Source organism: Streptomyces sp. JNUCC 64 (genome assembly GCF_054484115.1).
Genome location: NZ_CM137015.1, coordinates 2,834,775 through 2,856,410, shown reverse-complemented (window position 1 = coordinate 2,856,410; position 21,636 = coordinate 2,834,775). Strand labels below are relative to the sequence as shown.

Genomic DNA, 21,636 nt, shown 5'->3' with positions numbered 1-21,636 from the left:
CCAGTCGGAGCGAGGCGACAGCCCGCGCCGGGGTGGTTCACCGCCCGACGATCCGGCCCTTTGCACATCCGGATCGCCAAGCGGTGGTCTAGGCAGCCGGTGCCGGGACCGGAGCGATGCGGTGCGGGGCGATGACCGTCCCGTCGGGCAGCAACTCCCCGGTGTCCTCGAAGAGCACCACCCCGTTGCACAAGAGGCTCCAGCCCTGCCCAGGGCGGTGCACGGCGACGTGTGCGGCATCCCGGTCGGAAGCCTCGGCTGCGGGACACGGCGGGTTGTGCTCGCACATGGTGCTTGTCGTCCTCTCGATGACGGTCTGGGAGGCCGGGCGACATCGGCTGAGAATGCCGATGAGGGGCTATCGGCGCTTGCGTATGAAGGAAGCGATGGCTGTTTCGCTGTAGCCGAAGAAGCGTCCGAAGACCACGTCGTCCTCCCACCACCAGGGGGCGGCGTCGCCCCACTCGACCGTGTGGCAGGTGTCGCGGTACGGCGACCAGCGGACGCGAAGGTTCGGGAACCCGGGCCGGCCTGCGAGGAGGCCACGCGCGGCCATCGCGAGCGTCAGCAGCTCGAAGGACATGTATCCGCCTCGGCGCGGGCCGCCGACCGGCACTGCGATCAGCGGCGCCCGGAAGACGCGGACGGCGACAGCACCGGCCATGACAGAGGGATCAGCCAGCCGGTCACGGAAGTGTTCGAAGTCGTAGGCTTCCTCGGCCGGGCGCAGGGAGACGGTGAGGGCGGGTGCCGTCGTGGCGGTGGTCAGCATTCGACCAGCCCCTTGACGATGCCGACTTCGTCCAGGCGCTCGACCAGTTCGAGGGTGACCTGCCCCAGCCGCCGGAGGAACGCCAGAGCCTGCCAGGAGTCGTCCGGCAGCGTCTCGGAACGCAGCGAGCGCGCCCGTTCGATCAGCCGCGCGATGTCCGGGTACTGATCGGCGCTGTCCCGCAGCCCGCGGTTCACGAGCTGCATCAGGGCCCCGCGAAAGCGCTGCGCGAGTTCGCCGGCCTCGCCATAGTCGGGAACCGTCGCACCCGCTCTGTGGCGGTTGGCCGCTCCGGCTGCGTGGTGGCTCATCTCCTGCCCGCCGCACAGGACAGCGTCCAAGCCGTCGAACACCAGCTCCCAGTCCACCGGCTCCCACTCACGAGCCCTGGCCAGCAGTTCCCTTAAGCGCTCTTGATCCAGCGGCGGCGTCCAAGGAGTCACCGGAACCGTAGGGTCCTTGACCCGGACGGCCATCTCAGTCTCGTCTCGTACGACGAGGTCCGCCGTCATTGATGCCTCACCACCTTGAAGACGGCCCAGGTGGTCAGCCCGTCCTCGCTGACGCCCCAGTCCCATGCCACGGCGCCGACAAGGAACAGACCGCGCCCGGAGACGCCTTCCTCGCTGGCGACGCTGAGGTGTGCGGGTTCCGGGTTGCCGTCCGTGACCTCCACCCGCACTTCCCCGTCCGCGTAGCGAACGTTCAGGCCGACGTCGCCCCAGCCGTGCAGGATGCTGTTGGTGACGAGTTCGGAAACGGCGAGCACGATGTCCTCGGCCGCGGAGTCGTCCACCTTCCACAGGGCCAGGTGAGCCGAGGTGATCCGCCGCATCTGGCCTACGCGGGACTGCTCCGGGGCGATGGCCACGGCGAAGCCGCCGGGGGGCCGGTGCGGCGGCTCCGAGGTGGTCGGCGTGGCGGCGGTTGCAGCAGGGCTCATTGGTGGCCTCCCGTGTATGGGGCGCCGGTGAATGCGCGGCACCTGTCGGCAGGCGAGAAGGGCATCTCCCACGGTTCGGCGCCAGGCAGGGCATTCGGCACTCGTGGTGCCGCGTCTGCCGGTGCAGGCGTTCATGTCGGGTGCTCCCGCTCGTCGAGTAGCTGGCCTAGAAGAGCGAACCGCTTGTGTGCGGCGATCGGCATCGGGTCAAGAGACTGAGGGTGGTCAAGGTGGTCAAAGATCACCTTGGGGAAGCCCGCCGGACTCGATGCGGCGGCTGCTTAGTCAACGACGTCCGGTAGCCCGCGAACAGGAAGGATCGAACTCCCTTGAACCGGAAGACTTTACGCTCCCTTTGCGAAAGGTCTGGGCAGTCCGGTAGCGGTGGTACTACGTTCAGTGCATGGGAGTGAACGCCGTCCTCCGGGAGCGGATGATCGAACTGGGCGTCACCCAGGACGAGTTAGCGGAACGTTGCAACCAGGCGCTGCTGGAGATCACCGGCAGGCTGGGAGACATGTCGGCCCGTACGATCCGAAACCTGCTCAGCGGGGCGACCCAGCGCCCAATCGGACGTACTTGCGTTGCACTTGAGCGTGTGTTCGGCTGTTCAGTGGCCGATCTCGGGTTCAGGGCCCCCAGTTCCATGCAGCACCCTCCGGAGGACCCCGTGCGCCGTCGTGACTTCATGGTTGCCAGCACAGGTGCGGCGGGGGCCGTTGCCGTGCCCGTAGGGAAACAGCGTCGCTCGGTGGGCATGACCGACGTGGCCCGGGCCTCGGCCGGCATGAACAAGCTGGTGGAGGCCGACGACCGCCAGGGCGGAAACCGCTCCCTCGCCACCGCGGCCCTCGCGGGCCGGGCCAAAATCCTGGAACTCCAGCAGCAGAACGCCAGCGAGAGCGTCCGCCGTGCCCTGTACGCGCTCGCCGCCGAGTACACGACCATGGCGGCTTGGGCGTGCATCGACCAGCGGGATTTGGAAGCGGCTCAGACGCTTCTTCACGAGTCCACGACCTACGCGGGCCTCTCTCAGGACCCTGCGACGGGGATGTACGTATGGGTCAACCTCGCGATCCTCGCGTACCAGCGCCAGAACTGGCCCGAGCAGTTGGCAGCCGCCCAGGCCGCCGCCGCTTCGAAGGCGGCCCGCAGAGATCCCTTCTTCACTTCCCTGGGTCGCGCACGCCTCGCTCTCGCACACTCGTCGCTGGGCGATCCGGAGGCTGCGAAGAGGGCCGTCGGCTCTGCGCAGGAGGCGCTTCGGAAGTCGGGCGAGGAGGACCGCCCGCGCTGGACGGCCTTCTACGGCCCGGCGGAACTCAGCCACCTGGCGGCCATCAGCCACAACCGCAACGGCGAGTCCGCCGACGCCGAGGCGATGGCCCACCGCGCCCTCGCCAAGATCCCGGCGGAGTTCCGGCGGAACCGGGCGCTGGCCACCTGCCAGCTCGCGATCGCGCAGCTTCGGCAGGACGAGCCTGAGCAGGCCACGGCGACTGCCGCCACTGTCTTCCGGATCATGGACGGTGCTCCGCTCCCCGGACGCATGCGTACCTTGATCGGGGATTTCCACCGGGACCTGCTGCGGCTGACACCGTTCACGGCGTACGCCCGCGACTGGGCCGACCTGATGCGAGACGAATGGAGCCGAGCGTGACCGGGCTGATCGACCTGCGCCACTACATCCGCGGAAGCCTCCCCGACGGCTTCAAGCAGATGCTGATCGACGTGCACGCGGATGCCTACGCCGATGCCATGGACGACGAGTTCAACCAGAGATTCCCCTGGTTCGTCGACCACTGGTCCGAGATGGAGGGCTTCACCTGCATCGTCGCGTACGACGGAGACGAGCCGACCGGGTTCGCCTATGGCGCCCCGCTTCCGGCCGGCCGCGAGTGGTGGCGGTCGACGGCCTTCGTGCCGAACAACGGCTACACCGTCACCTACGCGGTCTCCGAGGTGATGGTGCGGCCGAGGTGGCGCAAGCAGGGCATCGCGGAGCGACTCCACGAGACGCTGCTGAGCGGTCGCAGCGAGCACCTGTCCGTGCTGCTGGTCGACGTGGCCCACCCGGATGTGCAGGGCTTGTACGAATCGTGGGGCTACCGGAAGACCGGCGAGCAGCGGCCCTTCGCCGACTCCCCGGTCTATGCGGTCATGGTCAGGGAGCTGGCTGTCGAGAAGTGAGCGTCCGGCAGCTTCGTCCGGCCCTCAGCCGGCCCTGAGAGGTGTTCGAGCAGTGCGTTGGATCTGAGCCCGGCCCCCAGAGCCCCCGGTGGGCCGGTCAACGTGGTCAAAGATCGTTTGCAGTCGTGGGAGCACAACATGGGTCGTGAGAGGAATGAGCGACTGGCCGCTCTCCTCCTGGAAGCCGACTGGTCACGGGCGCAGGCGGCTGCCGCGTACAACCGTGTGGCCGTTGAGACGCTGAACGGCCAGGTGCGGGAGAACTCCAAGATCGGCCGTTCCCACGTGAGCATGTGGGTCGCCGGCGTCGAACCCTCGGGGATCGCGCCAGCTATCTTGTGCCAGGCGCTGTCCCGTCGTGTGAAGCGTGAGGTCACACCACGCGAGTTGGGGTGGGCAACTTCCCTCTCGCCGGCGCAGGAGGCGCTGGACTGGAGCGTCGATCCCCTCATCGCGCTGAGTGACCTGGAGAGTGGCGTGGACACGGACAGACGTCGCCTGCTGGCGGACGGGGTGTACTCAGCGGCAGCCCTCGTGCTGCCCGACACGGCATGGTGGGACGCCATGGTGCAGTCGCCGGGCGAGGGGACTCCGGCAGGGGCGAGGGTCGGCCGGGCCGATGTCGAAGCAGTTCGGGACCTGACCCTGGCCTTCTCCCGGATGGACCAGAAGCGTGGCGGGGGGCACGGTCGGCGAGCCGTCGACGCGTACCTGCACCACGAGGCCAGGGGCTTCCTCCGGGGCCGTTACGTCAGCGATGCCGACCGCCGGTCCATGTTCGCCGCCACCGCCGAACTCGCCTACGTTTCCGGCTGGATGGCCTTCGACAGCAGCGAGCACGCTGTCGCGCTCAGCCGATTCAACACTGCGGTCAAACTGGCGGCGAGATCCGGCGACGCCCCGCTCGTCGGGCACGTTCTGCGCGCGGTCGCACACCAGGCGCTCGATCTGGGGTTCCGCCGCGAAGCACTCCAGTGGGCGGAGGCGTCGGTGCGCGGGGACCGGTACACGACCGCCACTCCCCGGGAACGGTCCCTCCTCCAGGTCGTCTACGCGCGCACCCTCGCGGCGAACAGCCGGAAGGCGGACGCGACCCGTGCCCTGCGGTGCGCCGAGGACGACCTGTCGAATGCGAATGAAGGGACGCGGGAACCGGACCGGACCTTCTTCTTCGGAGAGGCGTCCTTGGCGCACGAGACGGCCTGCACCCTACGAGACCTCGGAGACCACCAGGGGGCTGTCAAGCAGTTCCGGCGCTCCGTCCGCACGCGCGGGGCAGCCTTCACGCGCACGCACGCCGTCACCCTCGGGTACATGGGGGCTGCCCAGATCTCCCAGGGCGGTGTGGAAGAGGCGTGCGCGACGTGGACCAGCGCTCTGGAAGCGCTGGAGGACGGGATCTCCTCCGGCCGTGCCCGACAGAGGGTGGTCGACATGCGGACTTTGCTGTCGCCGTACCGCAGGCGCGGCATCCCCGCAGTGGGCGCGCTCGACGCCCGCGCCGCCTCGTACCTTGCCCAGGTAGATTGACCGGAGGAACCGTCAGGATAGAGCCGGAGGGTGGGGCCGTGGCCTTGGAGATCAAGCCGATCGGAGAGGTCGTAGCCGGGCGCACCGAGGTTGCCGACGACTACTGGGGCGGCGTCGAATCGGTGATCCAGCTGGACGAGTCGGAGTTCCCTCTCGACTCCGTCCAGGGCCTGGAGGAGTTCTCCCACCTCGTGGTCGTGTGGCACTTCGACCGGGCGTCCCCCGGCGATGTCGAGTACCACGCCCGCAGCCCCCGGGGGAACGCGCAGTGGCCAGCCACGGGAACCTTCGCCCACCGCAACCACCGCCGCCCCAACCAGCTCGCCCAGAGCTTCCCGAGGCTGATCGGAATCGACGGGCTCACCCTGCGCGTGGCCGATCTGGACGCCGTAGTCGGCACCAAGATCTACGACCTCTCGCCGTACTTCGCGGAGATGGGCCCCCGCGGCCCGGTCCACGAACCCGCCTGGCCCGGCGAAATGCTGGCGGAATACTGGAGGATTCCGCCGGGCTGACCCGACCGGGAGTGGCTGGCGGCCGTGTGCGGGTCATTGGCCGTCGCGGGCATCTGCTCAGGCGGCCTCCTCAGCCCAGGCGGCGAGTTGGAAGCGTGCGGGCCGGTCGTCGTGCCGTCCAAGGCGGCACTCGTCGCCGGCCTTGCCCAGCGCCTTGTTCATCCGGCTGAGGAACCGGTCGTACTGCTCGTGCCAGACGATGGTGGAACCCGCGTCGGTATAGGCGTCGTCCCGGGCGAAGGCCAGGGCGGCGATCTCGTACCCCAGCCCTTCATGCCTCATCCAGCAGGGCGGGATCACGTCCTGCGGCTGCCAGGCGTACGCGTCGTTCAGCCAGCGGCACACCGCGTTCAGCCACGCGGGTAGCGGCTCGATCAGCTCGGCCGAGAGGGCGCCGAGGTCCCACGGCGGGGGGCCGTCGACCACCGACTCCTCTGCGCTTCGCTCCGCGATGTACTCCAGGATCAGCGCGGGCGCTTCGGGGAAGGGCTTGAACTGCGCGAGCGGATTTGTCACGCGGCGGCTCCCCGCGCTGCCCAGGTGGCGGCGTGCTCGGTGGCCTGCTTCTTCTTCGCCGCAGTCCGCCGACGGCGCTCCGCCTCGTTCGCCTCGCGCAGTTGGCGGATATGGGCTTCGATCTCCGGCCAGGACTCCCAGGTCCACATGCCGTCGAGGCGGGTGATTACTGGGGGCAGGTTGTCGGCGAGCACGAGTGCGTGGCCTTCCGGCAGCGACCTGATCTCGTCTCCCCGCAGCACCGGCTCCAGCGCCATGTGGGTCGCGGTCGAGCGGCCCCCGCGGTCGCCACCGCTGGTTGTCTTCGTGGTGCGCTCGCGTTCGACCTGCCCGCACAGGTCGGACAGGTCTTTGAGGAAGCCGGGGTCCTTCGCCCCGCCGAACACGACGACGTTGTTGGTGAACGACGCCAGCTCGTTCGCGGTGTCCTCGCCGAACCGGGCAAGGGCCGATGCCCAGCCCTGGAGGCCGATCATCATGGCGAGTCCGCGGCCACGGCCGTCAGCGAAGCGCTGCCGCAGGGAAGGGATGGGCGCGATGTTCGGTGCTTCGTCCAGCGACCCGAGGAGAGCCGGGTCGAGCCGGCCGGCGGGCGAGGCGAGGGCGTGAGCTTCGGCGATGTCGAGCAGGTCTTCCGTGATCGCGGTGGTCAGCGGGGCAACGCTGTTCACCTCGGAGTCCTTGCCGAGCAGGTAGACGGTGCCGCCCGCGTCGAGGAGTTCGGCGAAGTCCGTGGGTTCCTCGCCGTCGCCCAGCAGGGACTGGAGGACCGACTCGTGCATGAGGGGTTCGAGGGCCGCGTCCAGGGTCGAGGCGGTGTTGCCGACGGTCCGACTGTCGCCGGTGGTGGCCGTTCGGAGCATGTCCGCCCAGCCGGGCCCGGCGCCGGGGTGGGCGTTGAGGATGCCGACCGGCGCGGGATCGGTCAGCTTGCGCGCCCACTTCAACACCCACTCCAGGCTCGCCCCGTCGAGGGCGGCGGCGTGGAAGTAGGCCGCGAGCACCTTGGCTGCCTGGCCCTTGTAGAAGGAGGCGCCTTCGCTCGACTGCGAGGCGGACCCGGGGGTGCGCGAGCCGGCGACGAACGCCTTGGCCCGCATCATCGCGGTCTCCGTCTCGGCGGCGCCCGTGATCGGCGTCCACCGGAACCTCGGCAGGGAGGGAGCGATGTCCTGCGGGTCGAACGCGAAGACCGGACGGCCGCCGGTGCGCCGGGCGTCGAGGGTCAGTTCGACCAGGTCCGGCTTCGTGGAGGTGGCGAGGACCGGTCCGGGCCACCGGCGGATGGTCGGGGCGAAGAAGCGCAGGGTCTTGCCCGAGCCCATCGGGCCGATGACCCGGCACGCCTTGTCAGCGCGGGACCAGAGGTCCACGCCCTTCGGGCGCTGAGAGGTCCCCAGCGAATAGCCGAAGTCGTGAGGGGAGAGGGGGTGTTGCATGACGTGCTCCTGGACGGGAGAAAGGGGGTGGTTAGCGTGCGGCGGATCGCTTCTTCACCAGGTCCACCGCCGTGTGGGGCGGGTGGTTGCTGCCGCTGGTGAGGGAGGGCCGGATCTCCGTGGCCTTGAGGACGGCGGCGGCCGACAAGTGCCGCTTGAGCACGGCCTTGCTCGCGAACCCGGCGTTGCGGGCCGCCCGCTTCATCAGCAGCCAGACGGTGGCCATCGCCACCGCGCACACGGCTGCGACGGCGTACAGGGCCACGGAGATCCCGTTGGGCAGGAATTCCACTACGCGGCCCTCTGTCCGACCCGGGCCGCGAGGTAGCGCATGCGCCGGCCGCAGAGCTTGGGGATCGCCGCACCGGGCCCGGCGGAACGGGGCGGCGACTGGTGGAACGCGCCGTGGAGGTCCTCGGCCGCGCGCCAGAGGTGGGCGACGGCGGTACGGACGCGGCCCCCGGCGGCGGAGTAGTCGCCGTGGTCGAGGCTGATGGCCAGCTCGTTCGTGCGCCGGGCGAGGTCGAGGGCGGCGGCGTGCAGCCGGTCGATTTCCCCGCGCTCCGTGTGCTGGCCGGCCGGAAGGTCGGTGCCGGTGGTGGTCATGGAGTGCGTCCGTTCCGGATCTGCCTGGACGGGGCCGACGGCGAAGAGATGACGGGAGCCGTTCACGCGGCGTCCGGGTAGCTGGTGGAGACATCGGTCATCGACCCGGACGAGAAGCACAGGTGCTGCTCGGCAACCACCAGCAGATGCTGTACGGCGGGGTAGATCACCTCTCCGACCACCCACAGCGCGATTCCCCGACGCAGCCGCACGATGTGGTCCGCCGTCCACGCAGGCAGCCCCAGTCTGGCCACGGCGGCTTCCGCTTCGGCCTTCTTCATTGAGTAGATGACGACAGTGTCGGCCATTTTCAGCGCCGCTTGCGTCTCTGGGGAGTCGTCGATGTCAGACAGGTGGTGGACGATGAAGATGCACGACAATCCGAGGCCGCGCGCGAATTTCAGGAACTTTTCGAGCAGCGCGGCCAGCTGGGGGGTGCCGAGAATGTGCCAGGCTTCTTCGGCGATGAGGATGCGCTTGCGCTGGCTGTAGCGTCGGCAGCTCGTCGCCGGGTTCGGCCCTACCTCCCAGGCGCCGGACTCCGAGTCGACCACCACTCGCTCGTGCTGGCTCGGTTCCGTCCCGCACTCGCACAGCGGTCGCAGCCAGACCTCTTCGAGGAAGACGCTGATCACGGCGACGAGGATGGTCATGGCGACGCCGCCGGACGGAACCTTGGTGAGGTCGAAGACGACCATGTCGGTGTCGAGGCCCACGCCGAGGCTGGTCGGCCCGTCGAGCATGCCGACCAGGTCGCCCGTCGAGTCCTGCTCGCTGCCGCACAGCCGGTCGAGAACGTAACTTGCTTCGAGCCCGTCGGCTAGGAGTTCGTCCCGCGTCCGTTGCTTCGCGGCGGCGTCGGACTCCTCGGGGGCCCGGAGCGCGGCGGCGACGTCCGCCAGCACGGGCGTCTGGCCGAGGGTGTCCGCCCGCTGATGGGCCCGGCGGATCGCGATTCTCAGGGCGGAGCCGGCGAACTCGTCCAGGGTCTTGCCCAGGCCGAGTTCAACGATCGTCCTGACCAGCTCGGTCTGCCGCTTGCCTGAAATGGCGGGGTCCATGGGATTGATGCAGGAGGCTCCGGACCCGCCGCCCGGGGCGAACTTCACCGGCGCCTTGCCGGTGAGGGAACGTCCGAGGGCCGCCCATTCGCCCTCCTCTCGCTCTTTCTGTTCTTTCGTATCCAGGACCACGACTTTCCTGCCGAGGCGGATTTGCCGAGCGGCGTAGGTCTTGGTGAGGGAACTCTTTCCACGGCCCGTGTCCCCCATCACGATCATATTTCCGCCGGGCAGGCCGTCGCCGAATGCGCTGAAAGGGCAGTAGATGAAAGCCTTTCCGGAATACAGTTCGCGGCCGATGATTGCTCCCGCGCTGCCGAGCGTCGGCGGCGCCACCGGCAGGTACAGAGCCTGGCTGGTGGTCGTCTCCGTGTGGAGCGGGCGCCGCACGGTCTGGTGCATGGGGGACAGCGGAGCGAGGTTCAGCAGGTCAGTCACTTGATGCCTCCGGCGAGGGGAAGGGTGTTCGCGAAGGCCCTGGCGTGTTCGAGGTCGAGCCACTCGATCCGCAGGTTCGCGTTGCGGGCGCGGCTCCCGGTCGTTCGCTTGGTGCGTTCCAGCTCTTCGGGGCTGCGGGCGGAGACGGTGATGTAGCCGACGACCGCGGAGCCGGCCGCGCCGGAGGCTGCCAGGGCCATGCCGCGTGAACCGGTGGCGCTCGCGGCGATCTGGTCGCGGGGGTCGATGTTCTTGCCGCGCTGGTGGTTGCGGTGCATCTCCGCCTGGTTGTTCGTGTCCTCTGCGAGCATCCGTTCCACGGCCTTGTCGTTGGGCTCCAGCTGTTGCGTGATGGAGAAGGTGCGGATGACGTCGGGCATCCCGATCAGCAGGGGCGACAGGAAGCCGGGGCCGACCGGCGTGGTGGGCCAGCTGGCGACGTACGCCGTGGCGTGGTACCAGCTGTCGGTGCTTCCTGCGGCGCGGGTGGCCACGTGCGTGCCCTGGCGGACATCGACGTTCCGGGGGAAGGCGTGGGCCCGGGGGAGGTCGGTGTCCCAGATGGGATGGTCAGGGTCGTACGAGTTGCGGATGAGGGCCGTCATCGTGCGCTCGTCCAGTGGGGCGAGTACCGAGAGGTCGGCGTCCTCGCAACGGGACCACAGCTCGTCCAGGTAGACGGCCACCGCCGCGGCGATCCCGTCGTCTCCCGTCCCCCGGGCGGAGCCCTCGGCGGCCAGGTCCCGGGTGAACTGCGCGTGGATGGTGACGTAGTACCGGTGTTCCTCCGCCGAGGTCGACACCGCGTTGGCCAGCTCGTCGTAGGAGTCCTTGAGCCACTGCGGGGCGTTGGCCGTCGCCGCGGACTGGTCGCGCTGCGACACGAACCGCTGGTGCGCGTACGGGTCGCTTTTCATCTGCCGGGCCAGAACCTGAATTCGCTTCACCGGGTGGTCTTCGGTGTTGCCGAAGGCGTCGAGGAGTTCACCCCAGCGCTCCAGGGCGACGATCTGTTCGCTGATGTCCTTGCCGCCCAGGCCGGGGGAGGTGACCTCCAATGCGGCGGTCACACAGCCGGCCTCCGGCTGGAGGATGACGACGGCCTGCTGCCCGCGGACCGTGGTCGGCACCCAGGTCATGCCCGCGATGCCCTCGGGCTCGGTCAGCGCGGCGTCCGGCGGCGTGCCGTCGCGGCGTACACCTGCCTCGACGGCGGGCGACACCCAGACACCGCCGGTACGGCGGAGGGCCTTGCGGTGGTAGCGGTTGATCCGCCACCAGCGGTAGAGGGAGCGTCGCTGCGACGTGCCCTTCGGCCGGTACGGGGCGTACACGACCACCAGGGCGATCAGGATCGGCACCACGAGGCCCGTCGCGGCGAGGGCTGTCGCGCCGTTGAAGGCGAAGCCGAACAGCAGTCCGATCACGGCGCCGCTGCCGAGGACGACCTGTTCGCCGAGGTCGCGGCGGCCGACCAACCCCGTGGGGCGGTGCTTTCCGAACTGATACGTACGAGTTGACATGGCTTACTGATCCTTGCTGGGGTCCTGCCGACCGGGTGCCTGTCCGCCGGTCGGCCGCGAAGGCGGCGTGGGCGAGACGGAGGGCCCGGGACTCGGGGTGGTCCGTGGTGCGGGGGAAGGTGAGGAGGGCGCCGCTGAGGGGTGGGACGTCGGGGCCGGCGGCGGAGCCTGTGGTGCGACCGGCCGTGCGGCGGGCTGAGCATGCGGAGGTCCGGCGAACTCGTCCCAGTTCAGCGCCATCCGGGCCCGCGGTGCCGAAGGCCGGGCAGAGGCCGAGCCGACGACAGGACCCGAACTCGTGCCCTGCGGGCGGGCGGTCGCCGGTGCGTTGGACGCGGTGCTGCCGCCAGACGGGGCCGGGGCTGGTCCGACGACCGGGCTGGAAGAGGTGCCACCCTGCGGGCGGGCGGTGGCCGGAGCGCCGGACGCTGCGTGGCCGCTGGCCGCGGACCAGTCCGGGGTCGAGCCGACGACCGGACCGGACGCCCTGCCCGCCGGAGCACCCGGTGCTCCGATGGGACCGCTGTCCTCGGGCTGACCCTGGACCTGGTCGGAGCCGAGACCGCCATTGGCGGCTTCCGCACCCTGAGCGCCGGGGGACCCCGCTGCCTTGTTCTTCGCCACGTCGACCCCGGCCTTCGCCACGGCTGCCCCGACGGCGAGGGGGCCAGCGGCAGCGGCGGTTCCGCCGCCCATCTTGGCCCCGGCCGCTTTGGCCCCGGCCGTCTTGGCACCAGCGGACTTCCCGCCGCCGCCCACGAGGGCATCCTGCACACGGGAGTTGATCGCGCGGTTCGCGTGCTGCGCGGGGCCGTCGATCGCGGCGGCCGGGCCGGAGGACAGGGCGGCCTTCCGGTCGTGCTGGAGCTGGGCCATCTGGTCACCGAACGCCGGCACCCACTTGTAGAGGGTCGCCGATGCGAAGACCGCCAGCAGGAGGATCAGCGCGCCAATCAGGGTCTTGGAGACCGCATCGGACATGCTGCCCGTGGTGTCGCTGAGGACGGCGCCGCCCAGGCCGAGCAGCGCGAAGAGGATCGGCTTGCTGAGGCCGATGGCGAGGATGCCGCCGATCCACTTCTTGCTCTTGCCCCAGAGATCACGGTCGACCAGACCGGCGTTCACTACGGGGCCGAGCGCGACGGCCACGTAGATCGCGGCACCGCGGATCAGCAGCTCGATCCACATCAGGAGCGCGCCGGCCAGCATGATCAGGTTGACGACCAGCAGCTGCCCCACGCCCTCCGTGGGGTTCGCCGCCATCACCTTGAGGATGTTCTCCAAGAAGGGCTTGAAGTTCTCCGTCGCGTAGGGCTCGAAGACGGCCGTGACCTCGTCGATGGCCTTGAGCAGGAGCGCGATGGCCCCCGGCGTCATCGCGTTGACCACGAACTGGAGGAGGAGGAAGCCGATCGCCTCGCCCACGGCGGTGGTGATGCCGACCCCGCGGACAGCCCGCTTGGCCACGGCGATCAGCCACAGCGCCACGGTGAGCAGGCTGGAGACCGCGAAGATGATCGCGTACTGCCGCAGGAAGCCCGGGGAGGTGAGGTCGATCTGCGTCGTGGCCTGCATCAGCTCCAGCATCTTGCGGAGGAACCACATGTTGGCCTCCACCAGCTTCTGGAGCAGGAAGCCCAACGGGTCTCTCACGAAGTCGATGGCGGCCTTCGCCTCGCACACCATCGGGATGTAGCAGAAGGGGTTCGCCACCGCGGCCGGGACGAAGAGGAACCCGACGACGATGTTGACCACGGCGACGGTCCGAAGCCGGTGTCGCCAGCTACTCGGAGTACCCCGTTCGACCCGCAGCAGCCCCGGGGCATCGTCACGCAGTCGCAGGCGCATTACCGACACCTCCGACCTTGGAGAAGCTGTCGGCCGAGTCCGCCTGCTGCATCGCGGGCGGCGCCGGAACGAGCGGCGCGGACGGGGTGACAGCGGTCGTCTTCCACGTGCCGTCGGCCCAGACGAGGTCCACGGTCATCCGCAGGAAGGCGACCTGCGGGCGGCGGGTCTCCTCCGCCCCAGCGACTCCGCCGGCCGACGCGGTCCACAGCTCGATGCTCGCGGCCTGACGGGAGTGGGCGATGACACGGGTTGCCAGAGCGGCAGTCCGGGTGATCAGCTCGCTGCCGTCCGCGGACTTGCCGTCCGTGCCGACCCCTCGGTTCTCCGAGACCAGGCGGGCCGTCGCGTCGGAGTCCGACGTGACCGACTTGAGCACGCTCGGTGCTGCGGTGGCCGCCAGCATCCGGTGCCGCCACCCGCTGTCGGTGAAGAACCGCGTGTCGCCGTAGAGCATGACCGCGCTGACCGCAGCGGCCCGGGCCCCCCGCTCGCTCCGTTCGTAGGGTGCGGGAAAGCCGTCCGGCCCGGTCGCACCGGTCACAACCGGATCGTCCGCAGCGGTTGGCACGTAGCTGGAGAAGTCGTCGGCGACGTTGGATGTCTGCCGTGCGTCGATCGGCGCGACCAACCCGGCGGTGCTCGAACTGTTCTTGAGCTTCCAGTCGTTGGCCTCCCACACCAGCGTGACTGTCACCGACCGGTACCCCGCCGCCGGGGTCGAGTGCCCGGCCGAGCTGCCGCGGACTGTGGTCGTCCACAGCCTGACCATGGCCTCCTGGTCGTCGTAGCCCAGGACGCGGGCGGAGAGGACCCCGGTGCGAGCGATGGCCTGATCGGCGGAGACCGTCGAAGCGTCGCCCCGCAGGGAGGCGGCAGCCTCGGCGGCGGCCAGGTCGGCCTTCTTACCGGTCGAGTCGATGGAACCCCGGGCGGCCATAGCTGCCACGGCGCGGTGCCGGTGCTCGCTGTTCGTGAGGAAAGGGGCGCTGCCGCTGACCACGGTGAAGTTGGCTGCCGCCGCCTTCGCGCCGTTCTGCGTTCGCGGGTAGCCCACGGGGACACCGTCGACCTTCCGGGCCCGTTCCACGTTCGTCTGCGGGGCCGCGTGTGCGGGCGAGGACACCGAGGGGGCGGGCGTCGGCGGGGAGCCGGTGGCGAAGCTGACCACCACACCGGCAACGGTCACGACCGCGACCCCGCCGGCGGCTATGCCCGTGAGCCTGGCGGTCGACCGGGGAGGCCCCGACGCCTGCGAAGAATCGTTTCTCCTGCGAAATCGAGAGGTCACGGGTCACACACCCATGCCGTAGGTGATGCCGAAGATCGTGCCGAAGGAGGCGACCAGGAAGACGACGGTCAGGCCGCCGACCATCAGCCCCTTGCCGTGCGAACTCTCCATCGTGGAGTGGCCCTCGCCGAACCAGCCCTTCGACTTGCCGACACCGGCGAGGAAGGCGCCGGCCCCGACAACGAGGACGATGGCGGCGATGACGCCCAGGATCGTCTTCGCCGTCCCGCCGAGCTTCCCGAAGGGGCCCCAGTCCGGCTTGACCCCGGAGACGACGTCGGCACCGGCGGCGAGGGTGGTGTGCAGGGAGGGGTCGGCGGCAGTGGCCAGGAAGTTGTGCATGGTGAAGCCCCTTGGTGTGTTTGGTATGTAGTGAGTTTTTTGTGGTGATTAGCCGACGCGTCGGATGGCGATGATCTGCGGCGTCCAGATGCTCAGCGGCTGGATGCGGACCTGGACGCCCGTGCGCGGGGCGTCGATCACCTCGTTGTTGCCGATGTACATGCCGACGTGTTCGGGACCGGACGGCCCGGGGCGGGTGAACAGCAGGTCACCGGGGGCCAGCTGGGAGACGCCCGCGATGGCCTTTCCGGTCTTGACCTGGTCGTAGGTCACCCGCGGGATGTTCACGCCCGCCGCGGCCCAGGCCATCTTGGTGAGCGACGAGCAGTCACAACCGCTCGCGCCGGTGTACGGAGACTTGCAGGTTCCGCCCCACTGGTACCAAGTCCCCAGCGCGGTCCGTGCGGCCGAGACCGCGCGGGCGGCTCCCTCGCCGGCCGGGAGGTTCGGCTGGACGGCATCCGCCCATTTGGCCGCCAGGTCGCGGATGATCCGTACGTAGTCGCGGGTTTCCTTGTACGGAGGGATACCGCCGTACTTGAGCACGGCCCCGCCGCCCGCGTTGTAGGCCGCGAGCATCAGATCCGTGGAGTCCCCCGGTACGTCCTTGACCTGCTTGGCAACGGTGCAGTCGTACTTGGCCTGCGCCGCGACGGCGTCAGCCGGGTTGCGGGCGTCCTTGACGCCGTCCCCGTCGCCGTCCACACCGTGCTCCTTCCAGGTGCCAGGCATGAACTGCGCGATCCCGACGGCGCCGGCCGGAGACACGGCGTCGCGGTCGAACTTCGACTCCTGGTAGAGCTGTGCCGCCAAGAGGGAAGCCGTCACCTGCGGGCACAGCCCCGCGTGCTTGTTGACGAGTTCGCGGACCCAGCCGGGAACGGGTGCGTCCGCCGAGATCCCGCCTCCGGGGCCGGCTTCCTCGCTGGAGCCGCCTCCCGCACCGCCGAAGGTCGTCAGCAGGGCGACGCCCGTGACGAGCATGGCTCCGGCGAGGCCCAGCCCGAGCTTGGTGCCCTTGTTCATCGCGGCACCGTCATGCCCAGGGCATGGCGGTGACCCGCCAGCCCAGGGGGGTGTGCTCAAGCCGCAGGGCGAGCTGCTCGCTGCTCCGACGCGCGGACCCGGAGGCCGGGGTCGTGGTGAGGGTGTAGCCGACCCGGACCAGGGCGACCGCCGGGGTCGGCGACGGGGCCCCGTCGGGGACCACCGCGGAAGTGATCTCGATCGACTGCCGGGCCTTCGTTGTGCGGAGGGCGGTCCACGCCGCGTCTTGGCCGGGACGTTTCTGGCTGAGGACTGAGACCAGGTCGCCGGATGCGAACCGAGATGCGCGGACTCCGGCATCGGTGAACGAACTGTCCTTGCCGTCGCCGGCGTCGTGCTCGGCGTAGGCCGTGGTGAACGCCCGCGCGATCCGCTCGACGTCTGGCGGCAGGGCGATGTCCGGCGCTGCCGCCGGGTCTTCCGTGGTGCGGGTCGTGGTCGGTGCCGTGCTGCCCACCGAGACGACGTGCGGCTTCGCTGCCGAAGGGCCGGGAGCGTCCGGCGAGCTGGAGCAGCCGATCGAGAGCGCGGACAGCGTGCCGACGACGCCCATGGCTGCGGATATGCGTATGAAACGGCTGGATCGAGGCATGCGGAATCCACAATCTCGGTGCAAAGGGGATTTCGAGAGATCGGGTGTTGCGGCCCCGGGGAGGGGCCGCAACACCCCTTCGCAGAGGAGGGGGTGCCTCTGCGGGCTTGATCGGCTATTCGCCGTGTAATTCGCGGACTGGGGGGCGGCTGTGCGCCGTGTTATCCGCTAGGTGTTCACGGGATTCGTCGGCAGACCTTCATGCAGGTCGGACGCCGTTCCGGTTCCCGTCGGCCCGTGACATAGTTCAAGGGGGCGGTGCGTGAAAGGTCGTATCTCATATCAAGGCCATCAGCCCCTCTCGGGAAAGGGGAGCCCGGAAATGGGCTCCAGCAGGCCGAAGCCGCCATGGGCGTCGGCCGTGCCTGAATCCTCACAGAGGTCGGCGGACAAATCTAATCAGCAAAAAGCCGGAACCTAATTCCAGGAATTAGGTTCCGGCTTCACGGTTGAGGGGGCGTTTCAACCGGCCTGGCGCAGGTGCTCGATCGCCACCCCGAGCCACGGGGCGGCGGTCCCGGCGATCAGCAGCGGAGCGCACACGCTGTACGAGAGCACGAGTTCCCCTGGCCCGGTTGTGAGACCGGCGAGGAGGCAGTGGTCGAAGGGCATCCAAGTCGGAGAGCCGGTCGGCCTGAGCCGTACTCCGGTGGAGGTGAGGACGAGACGGGCCGGGGTGTGGTCACGCCACTGCGGCTCGGCGGCAGCCTCGGCCTCCCGCCGTCGCCGGGCTTCGTGCGGGTTGGGCACCCACTGCCGGCCGAAGGACGGGTGGTCCTCGAAGTACCCGGTCGACCTCAGCTGCACGACGTCAGTCCCGTAGAAGCGCGCGGCCGAGCACCACACGTCCGCAAGGGCGGTCTCGCCCTCGGCCAAGGGCACGTCCGTCGCCTGGATCGGCTCCAGCCGGCCGCCGTTCTGGAGGTGAACCGCGAGCGCCGACGCCGCGTGCACTCCTTCGGCGCGGGCGGTCTGCTCCGCGTGGTTCTGCTGCCGTCGCCACATGGTCTTTCCTTCCTGGTCGACGGGGCCGGTGGCGGTCGCTGTGGTGGGGACCGCAGCGACCGCGCGGCACTCATGGGATGAGATCACCAAAGGGCGGTGGAGGTGCGGGCGGGGGGCGCCGACCGCTCTTCCACCTCGTCCTTCAAGCGGGACAGGAGGATGCCCAAGCGGTCGTTGCTGATCGGCTGCCGTGCGCGGACGGCCTCCTTGATCGCGTCGCGGCTGATCCGTCCGCTCTCCTGGTAGGCGGCCCGCGCGACCGGCAACAGGTCCTCAAGCCAGTCGTCGTCGGCTTCCCGGTCCTGCGGAGGCTCGACGTCGTCCGGGACGGACGGTTCGCAGCCGTCCGAGTGGTCGCGTACCGGCTCCGGAACCAGCTCCTCAGCCGCCGCCGGGGGCGGTGTCGGCACCTCCCCGTCCGGGCCGCCGACCGGCATCCCGTCCGCCAGGGCCCGGCTCTCGTTCCCTCGGTCCGCGACCCCGGACGGGCGCGAACCCGGCCCGTCCGGAGCGTGCTCGCCGACGTTGCCCCTCCCGTGCTTGCGCAGGTCAACGACAGTGGGGACCACGTCGCCCGGCGCGGACGGCGCGGACGGCGCGGCCGTCGCTTCGGCCGCCGGCTCGGACCCGGCCGGGTGGACCTCTGCGTTCTCCGTACTGCCCGCAGGCGGTCGGACGGCTTCGCGGACCGGTCCGGGACCGTCGTCGGCGCGGTCCGGGACGGACAGTTCGGCGGCCCGCGCCATCAGGATGTACAGGTGGACGGAGCCCGCCAGCGCCAGCGGGGCCAGCATCGACAGGACCGCGACGACGCTGTCCGTGAGGTGCAGCGCGGACTGCGCGGACTGCGGACTGCGGTTCAGCGTGATGGCGTGCAGGGCGTTCGCGCCCAGGCTCGCCGCGGTGGCCGCGAGGAAGAGGAACCAGGTGTACAGGCGGGACAAGAACGGCCTGTTGCGGAGAAGGACGATCGCCCGCACCCCGTACGCAATGAACCCGTCGATGAACAGCGGGAACAAGTAGGACAGGCTCTCCCGTGCGTGCATCGCCACCGCGATCTGCCGCAGCGCGTCGTACGAGAAGGCGAAGCCGGCCGCGCCGAGCAGGACGATCGCCGTCCGGTCCCAGGCCGTCATTCTGTGCAGGGGGACCGCGGACCGAGTGCTGTTGGTCACCGGGGCTATGTGCGTGTGGGACATCAGTGGTCGTCCCCCTCGCGCGGGTTGATGAACGGCCAGACGGGGGTCTGGGAGAGCAGCAGCCCGAACTGTTCGAGGGACGTCACCTCGTGCACGTGCTGGCTGGGGCAGCTCATGCACGACACCCTCAGCGCGATGGACTCAGTGCCGCCCTGGTCGGAGTAGTACAGCTCCAGGTGCTGGCCGCCGACGGTGTCGAGCGAGGCGAACGCCTGGAGGTGCTCCTCGAAGGACAGGAGACCCAGGGTCTCCCACTCCAGGGTGGCCGCCTCAGCGCCGAGGAGGCGGTGGGCGTACAGGGCCGCAGCCTTGACGGACCGGGGGCCCCAGGTGTGGAAGGCGTCCTCCCGAGCGGCGGTCCGCCGCTTCTCGGCGGCCGTGAGCTGTTCAGCCGCAGAGACCATGATCGGATGGGGCATCGGAGGGCCTTCCATGAAGTTGCTGGTGGAGATCGTGTTGCTGTCGCCGTGGCCGTTGGCGAGACGGAGCAGGACGTCCGCGTGGCACGGCAGGTCGAGGGGGCAGGTGCACATGAGATCGAGGCCGCGGAGTTCGCGGGCGAACCCGTCGGCGTAGAAGCGGCCGACCGGGCCCCGGAGCGTGGCGGCGAACAGGTCCACCGCTTCCTTCGGGCCCATTGGCGTCCCCGCCGGTGAAGGGCGGCGGTCCCCGGCCGTGAACGGGTTCGCGTACAGGCTGAGGGGCCCCACGTACGCACAGGCTGTGGACAGGACTGCGGCGTCCGGCGCGGTCCCGCGCAGGCGAACGGGCATCAGGCCGCCCTCCCGCCACGCCGGCGGTCCGCGCCGATCATCGGAACGAGGCTGGTCACCATCTCGGCCAGTCGGCTCGCCACCCGGGCCCCGACGAAGTCGCTCAGGTCCGGCCCGTGCTCGTCCCGGGCGGGAAGGTTGGACGTGATGACCGTCGGGAGGCACTGGTTGTACCGGTAGTTGATGAGCCTGTACGTCACCTCCTCGGTCCACTCCGACGTCTTCGCCGTGCCGAGGTCGTCCAGCAGCAGGTACTGCACCTCGCTCAGCCGCCGCAGCTCACGCTCGGCGGCGCCCATGACCTGCGAGGGCCGCAGCCGGCCGTACATGTCCGCCGAGTTCACGGTGATCACCTCGAACCGGTCGGGGCCGCCGGCCGCGACCCTCCGCAGTGCGCCGTACGCCTCGTGGGTCTTCCCCGTCCCGGTCTGGCCGGTCAGGAGCAGGGCACCGGCTGCGGCGTTGTCGGCCAGGGCTCGATCTGCCCAGGCCACGACTTCCGGGAGGGTGGCTTCCGCGTCGCGGTACCGGGGCGGCGTTGCGGCGCTCCAGCGGCTCAGCGCGTAGTCGGCGCGGGCCCGGAGGTGCCACTGCTGGTCGCCGGGGTTGGTGTCCGACGGGTCGTCGGTGACGTCTTCCGGCACGACCGGTAGTCCTCTCGCTGCGAGTATCCGTTCCATGGCCCGCAGGGATGCGGCGCTGCCCGCGCGCTGGGGGTGGGCCATGATCAGAATCCGTTCTGGTAGGCGCTGGGCTGTGCCGTGTTCTGGTACGGAACCCAGGTCCCGGGCTGTCGCCGCAGCGGCACGACGTTGGTCTGAGCCGCCGGTTCCGGGGCCTGGTCCGGCAGGTCCGCCCAGATGCGGAGCAGGTAGCGGGCGGACAGAGGCGGACGGTCGGCGTTCCAGCGCCGGGCGACCATCTCGACCAGCCGGGCGTGCCCCCACCGGGCCGAGAGCGCTGTTACCCGATGCCATTCCGCGTCGGTCAGCCGCCAGCCGACGACCATCCCGGCCGCCGTCATCGCGGCCACCAGCTCCCGGGCGCCCTCCGGGACCTCGACGGAATTCTGACCGGCTGGAACTTCACGGAGGTTTGAGTCAGGAAAGCTAGCTTGCTTTTTGGTGGTGGTAGTACTCCCGTAGGGAGTACTACCACCACGCACACGCGAGGAAGTAACTTCCGTTTCTCCGTGAAGAGGCTTCCACTTTGAGGGAGTCGCTGCCGATTCCCTGGAAGATCCTTCCTGGAAGACCTTTCCGGCTTCGGGCGCAACAGGGGTGGAAGTGGGAAACTCCTTCTCGGTAGTTCCGGCGGCGTCTGCTGCCTGGCTGACGAGGAGGATCGAGTAACTGCTGGGATTGGAGGCTCCGCCTCCACGTTCACGGCTGATTTCCCCGAGCGATTCCAGGTCTCCGAGGCACGTCGTGATCGAGCGGACCGTGAGGCCGGTCAGATCCGATATCTCCTCCAGGGGCAGGGTCGCCCGGCCCTGGTCGTCGGCCTCCCGTGCCAGAGCGAGCAGAACGAGCCGTGAACCCCGGCACGCCTTGGATTCCGACCAGACCAGGGCCGTCGCTATTTCGCTCATGCGCCGGCCCCGCCGAGTATCGCTATGCGCCGCGCCGGTGCGAGGCCGAACGACTGGTCGTCCTCCGGGACGTACCCCGTCTGGGTCGGCTCCGGGGTCAGGTAAAGCTCCCCGGTCGGAAGATAGAAGTCGTGAGGGAGCCGCCAGTCTGCGACATCGCCGAAGGCTCGGCGGACCAGCCGCGCCGCGCCTGCTTCCAATTCGCGGTCGAGGAACGTGCGATGGAAATCCGAACCGAACAGGTAAGTGGTGCCACGCCGGGCCGGGAAGATCCGGACAAGAATCGTGGAGGGTGAGATATTTTCGATCGCTTCCCCGAGGGAATTGCGTGCCGAGGCTTTGGGGTCGTTCTGAGGCATGAGGAGGCTCCAAAGGCGCAAGGGATTCCTTGCGAGAAGAATCATTTACTTGCGGC

The 21,636-nt window shown here is 69.6% G+C and carries 25 protein-coding genes; 4 read left to right on the top strand and 21 right to left on the bottom strand.

Annotated features, from left to right (window positions below):
• Positions 1 to 88: 88 nt before the first annotated feature.
• From ACVWNX_RS11465 to ACVWNX_RS11450, 4 genes are all read right to left on the bottom strand, one after another.
• On the bottom strand, positions 89 to 289 hold the full coding sequence (locus tag ACVWNX_RS11465; RefSeq protein WP_454413803.1) for a DUF5999 family protein: 201 nt from the start codon (positions 287 to 289) through the stop codon (positions 89 to 91).
• Positions 290 to 358: 69 nt separating this feature from the next.
• On the bottom strand, positions 359 to 772 hold the full coding sequence (locus ACVWNX_RS11460; protein ID WP_454413802.1) for a DUF6302 family protein: 414 nt from the start codon (positions 770 to 772) through the stop codon (positions 359 to 361).
• Complete coding sequence (locus tag ACVWNX_RS11455; protein ID WP_454413801.1) at positions 766 to 1,284, bottom strand: DUF6415 family natural product biosynthesis protein; 519 nt, start codon at positions 1,282 to 1,284, stop codon at positions 766 to 768. The genes ACVWNX_RS11460 and ACVWNX_RS11455 overlap by 7 nt, the downstream gene beginning before the upstream one ends.
• The gene (locus ACVWNX_RS11450; RefSeq protein ID WP_454413800.1) at positions 1,281 to 1,715 is read right to left on the bottom strand and encodes an ATP-binding protein; all 435 of its coding nucleotides are present in this window, start codon (positions 1,713 to 1,715) and stop codon (positions 1,281 to 1,283) included. Before ACVWNX_RS11450 ends, ACVWNX_RS11455 begins: the two co-directional genes overlap by 4 nt.
• 403 nt (positions 1,716 to 2,118) lie before the next feature.
• Between ACVWNX_RS11450 and ACVWNX_RS11445 the strand changes: the two genes are divergently transcribed.
• From ACVWNX_RS11445 to ACVWNX_RS11430, 4 genes are all read left to right on the top strand, one after another.
• Positions 2,119 to 3,375 (top strand): XRE family transcriptional regulator, encoded by a 1,257-nt coding sequence (locus ACVWNX_RS11445; protein WP_454413799.1) that lies wholly within the window; start codon positions 2,119 to 2,121, stop codon positions 3,373 to 3,375.
• Positions 3,372 to 3,905 carry a GNAT family N-acetyltransferase gene (locus ACVWNX_RS11440; protein ID WP_454413798.1) on the top strand — a complete coding sequence of 178 codons (534 nt, stop codon included), beginning with the start codon at positions 3,372 to 3,374 and terminating at the stop codon, positions 3,903 to 3,905. Before ACVWNX_RS11445 ends, ACVWNX_RS11440 begins: the two co-directional genes overlap by 4 nt.
• 138 nt (positions 3,906 to 4,043) lie before the next feature.
• Positions 4,044 to 5,435 (top strand): Tat pathway signal protein, encoded by a 1,392-nt coding sequence (locus tag ACVWNX_RS11435; RefSeq protein WP_454413797.1) that lies wholly within the window; start codon positions 4,044 to 4,046, stop codon positions 5,433 to 5,435.
• Positions 5,436 to 5,473: 38 nt separating this feature from the next.
• Positions 5,474 to 5,950: a TrmO family methyltransferase domain-containing protein gene (locus ACVWNX_RS11430; RefSeq protein WP_454413796.1), complete on the top strand. Its 477-nt coding sequence runs from the start codon at positions 5,474 to 5,476 to the stop codon at positions 5,948 to 5,950.
• Positions 5,951 to 6,007: 57 nt separating this feature from the next.
• Here ACVWNX_RS11430 and ACVWNX_RS11425 read toward each other — a convergent pair whose 3' ends face one another.
• The 17 genes from ACVWNX_RS11425 to ACVWNX_RS11345 form a co-directional block, all read right to left on the bottom strand.
• Positions 6,008 to 6,466: a hypothetical protein gene (locus tag ACVWNX_RS11425; protein WP_454413795.1), complete on the bottom strand. Its 459-nt coding sequence runs from the start codon at positions 6,464 to 6,466 to the stop codon at positions 6,008 to 6,010.
• Positions 6,463 to 7,905, bottom strand: a complete 1,443-nt coding sequence (locus tag ACVWNX_RS11420; protein WP_454413794.1) for a type IV secretory system conjugative DNA transfer family protein — start codon at positions 7,903 to 7,905, stop codon at positions 6,463 to 6,465. Before ACVWNX_RS11420 ends, ACVWNX_RS11425 begins: the two co-directional genes overlap by 4 nt.
• Before the next feature lie 31 nt (positions 7,906 to 7,936).
• On the bottom strand, positions 7,937 to 8,197 hold the full coding sequence (locus tag ACVWNX_RS11415; protein WP_454413793.1) for a hypothetical protein: 261 nt from the start codon (positions 8,195 to 8,197) through the stop codon (positions 7,937 to 7,939).
• Positions 8,197 to 8,577: a DUF6238 family protein gene (locus ACVWNX_RS11410; RefSeq protein WP_454413792.1), complete on the bottom strand. Its 381-nt coding sequence runs from the start codon at positions 8,575 to 8,577 to the stop codon at positions 8,197 to 8,199. The genes ACVWNX_RS11415 and ACVWNX_RS11410 overlap by 1 nt, the downstream gene beginning before the upstream one ends.
• Positions 8,574 to 10,010, bottom strand: a complete 1,437-nt coding sequence (locus ACVWNX_RS11405) for an ATP/GTP-binding protein (RefSeq protein WP_454413791.1) — start codon at positions 10,008 to 10,010, stop codon at positions 8,574 to 8,576. The genes ACVWNX_RS11410 and ACVWNX_RS11405 overlap by 4 nt, the downstream gene beginning before the upstream one ends.
• Positions 10,007 to 11,533, bottom strand: a complete 1,527-nt coding sequence (locus ACVWNX_RS11400) for an SCO6880 family protein (protein ID WP_454413790.1) — start codon at positions 11,531 to 11,533, stop codon at positions 10,007 to 10,009. The genes ACVWNX_RS11405 and ACVWNX_RS11400 overlap by 4 nt, the downstream gene beginning before the upstream one ends.
• A 3-nt stretch (positions 11,534 to 11,536) precedes the next feature.
• Positions 11,537 to 13,381: a hypothetical protein gene (locus ACVWNX_RS11395; RefSeq protein WP_454413789.1), complete on the bottom strand. Its 1,845-nt coding sequence runs from the start codon at positions 13,379 to 13,381 to the stop codon at positions 11,537 to 11,539.
• Positions 13,362 to 14,555, bottom strand: coding sequence for a hypothetical protein (locus tag ACVWNX_RS11390; RefSeq protein WP_454413788.1), 1,194 nt, complete (start codon positions 14,553 to 14,555; stop codon positions 13,362 to 13,364). Before ACVWNX_RS11390 ends, ACVWNX_RS11395 begins: the two co-directional genes overlap by 20 nt.
• Before the next feature lie 120 nt (positions 14,556 to 14,675).
• Positions 14,676 to 15,014: a hypothetical protein gene (locus ACVWNX_RS11385; protein ID WP_344477133.1), complete on the bottom strand. Its 339-nt coding sequence runs from the start codon at positions 15,012 to 15,014 to the stop codon at positions 14,676 to 14,678.
• A gap of 48 nt (positions 15,015 to 15,062) precedes the next feature.
• Positions 15,063 to 16,040 (bottom strand): bifunctional lytic transglycosylase/C40 family peptidase, encoded by a 978-nt coding sequence (locus ACVWNX_RS11380; RefSeq protein ID WP_389770442.1) that lies wholly within the window; start codon positions 16,038 to 16,040, stop codon positions 15,063 to 15,065.
• Between the two features lie 10 nt (positions 16,041 to 16,050).
• Positions 16,051 to 16,653, bottom strand: a complete 603-nt coding sequence (locus ACVWNX_RS11375) for a hypothetical protein (RefSeq protein ID WP_454413787.1) — start codon at positions 16,651 to 16,653, stop codon at positions 16,051 to 16,053.
• Positions 16,654 to 17,115: 462 nt separating this feature from the next.
• Positions 17,116 to 17,745, bottom strand: coding sequence for a hypothetical protein (locus tag ACVWNX_RS11370; protein ID WP_454413786.1), 630 nt, complete (start codon positions 17,743 to 17,745; stop codon positions 17,116 to 17,118).
• On the bottom strand, positions 17,742 to 18,833 hold the full coding sequence (locus tag ACVWNX_RS11365; protein ID WP_454413785.1) for a DUF2637 domain-containing protein: 1,092 nt from the start codon (positions 18,831 to 18,833) through the stop codon (positions 17,742 to 17,744). The genes ACVWNX_RS11370 and ACVWNX_RS11365 overlap by 4 nt, the downstream gene beginning before the upstream one ends.
• A 23-nt stretch (positions 18,834 to 18,856) precedes the next feature.
• Positions 18,857 to 19,630, bottom strand: coding sequence for a DUF6195 family protein (locus ACVWNX_RS11360; RefSeq protein WP_454413784.1), 774 nt, complete (start codon positions 19,628 to 19,630; stop codon positions 18,857 to 18,859).
• Entirely contained in the window at positions 19,630 to 20,355 is a 726-nt protein-coding gene (locus ACVWNX_RS11355) for an ATP-binding protein (protein ID WP_454413783.1), read from the bottom strand. The genes ACVWNX_RS11360 and ACVWNX_RS11355 overlap by 1 nt, the downstream gene beginning before the upstream one ends.
• 2 nt (positions 20,356 to 20,357) lie before the next feature.
• Positions 20,358 to 20,663, bottom strand: a complete 306-nt coding sequence (locus ACVWNX_RS11350) for a hypothetical protein (RefSeq protein WP_454413782.1) — start codon at positions 20,661 to 20,663, stop codon at positions 20,358 to 20,360.
• 554 nt (positions 20,664 to 21,217) lie between these two features.
• A complete protein-coding gene (locus ACVWNX_RS11345; RefSeq protein ID WP_454413781.1) occupies positions 21,218 to 21,580 on the bottom strand; it encodes a hypothetical protein in 363 nt (120 codons plus the stop codon).
• Positions 21,581 to 21,636 lie beyond the last annotated feature (56 nt).

Coding starts and splice junctions, on each gene's coding strand:
- ACVWNX_RS11465 (WP_454413803.1), bottom strand. CDS start 289: ATGTGCGAGCACAACCCGCCGTGTCCCGCAGCCGAGGCTTCCGACCGG.
- ACVWNX_RS11460 (WP_454413802.1), bottom strand. CDS start 772: ATGCTGACCACCGCCACGACGGCACCCGCCCTCACCGTCTCCCTGCGC.
- ACVWNX_RS11455 (WP_454413801.1), bottom strand. CDS start 1,284: ATGACGGCGGACCTCGTCGTACGAGACGAGACTGAGATGGCCGTCCGG.
- ACVWNX_RS11450 (WP_454413800.1), bottom strand. CDS start 1,715: ATGAGCCCTGCTGCAACCGCCGCCACGCCGACCACCTCGGAGCCGCCG.
- ACVWNX_RS11445 (WP_454413799.1), top strand. CDS start 2,119: ATGGGAGTGAACGCCGTCCTCCGGGAGCGGATGATCGAACTGGGCGTC.
- ACVWNX_RS11435 (WP_454413797.1), top strand. CDS start 4,044: ATGGGTCGTGAGAGGAATGAGCGACTGGCCGCTCTCCTCCTGGAAGCC.
- ACVWNX_RS11420 (WP_454413794.1), bottom strand. CDS start 7,905: ATGCAACACCCCCTCTCCCCTCACGACTTCGGCTATTCGCTGGGGACC.
- ACVWNX_RS11400 (WP_454413790.1), bottom strand. CDS start 11,533: ATGTCAACTCGTACGTATCAGTTCGGAAAGCACCGCCCCACGGGGTTG.
- ACVWNX_RS11395 (WP_454413789.1), bottom strand. CDS start 13,381: ATGCGCCTGCGACTGCGTGACGATGCCCCGGGGCTGCTGCGGGTCGAA.
- ACVWNX_RS11385 (WP_344477133.1), bottom strand. CDS start 15,014: ATGCACAACTTCCTGGCCACTGCCGCCGACCCCTCCCTGCACACCACC.
- ACVWNX_RS11380 (WP_389770442.1), bottom strand. CDS start 16,040: ATGAACAAGGGCACCAAGCTCGGGCTGGGCCTCGCCGGAGCCATGCTC.
- ACVWNX_RS11375 (WP_454413787.1), bottom strand. CDS start 16,653: ATGCCTCGATCCAGCCGTTTCATACGCATATCCGCAGCCATGGGCGTC.
- ACVWNX_RS11360 (WP_454413784.1), bottom strand. CDS start 19,630: ATGCCCGTTCGCCTGCGCGGGACCGCGCCGGACGCCGCAGTCCTGTCC.
- ACVWNX_RS11355 (WP_454413783.1), bottom strand. CDS start 20,355: ATGGCCCACCCCCAGCGCGCGGGCAGCGCCGCATCCCTGCGGGCCATG.
- ACVWNX_RS11345 (WP_454413781.1), bottom strand. CDS start 21,580: ATGCCTCAGAACGACCCCAAAGCCTCGGCACGCAATTCCCTCGGGGAA.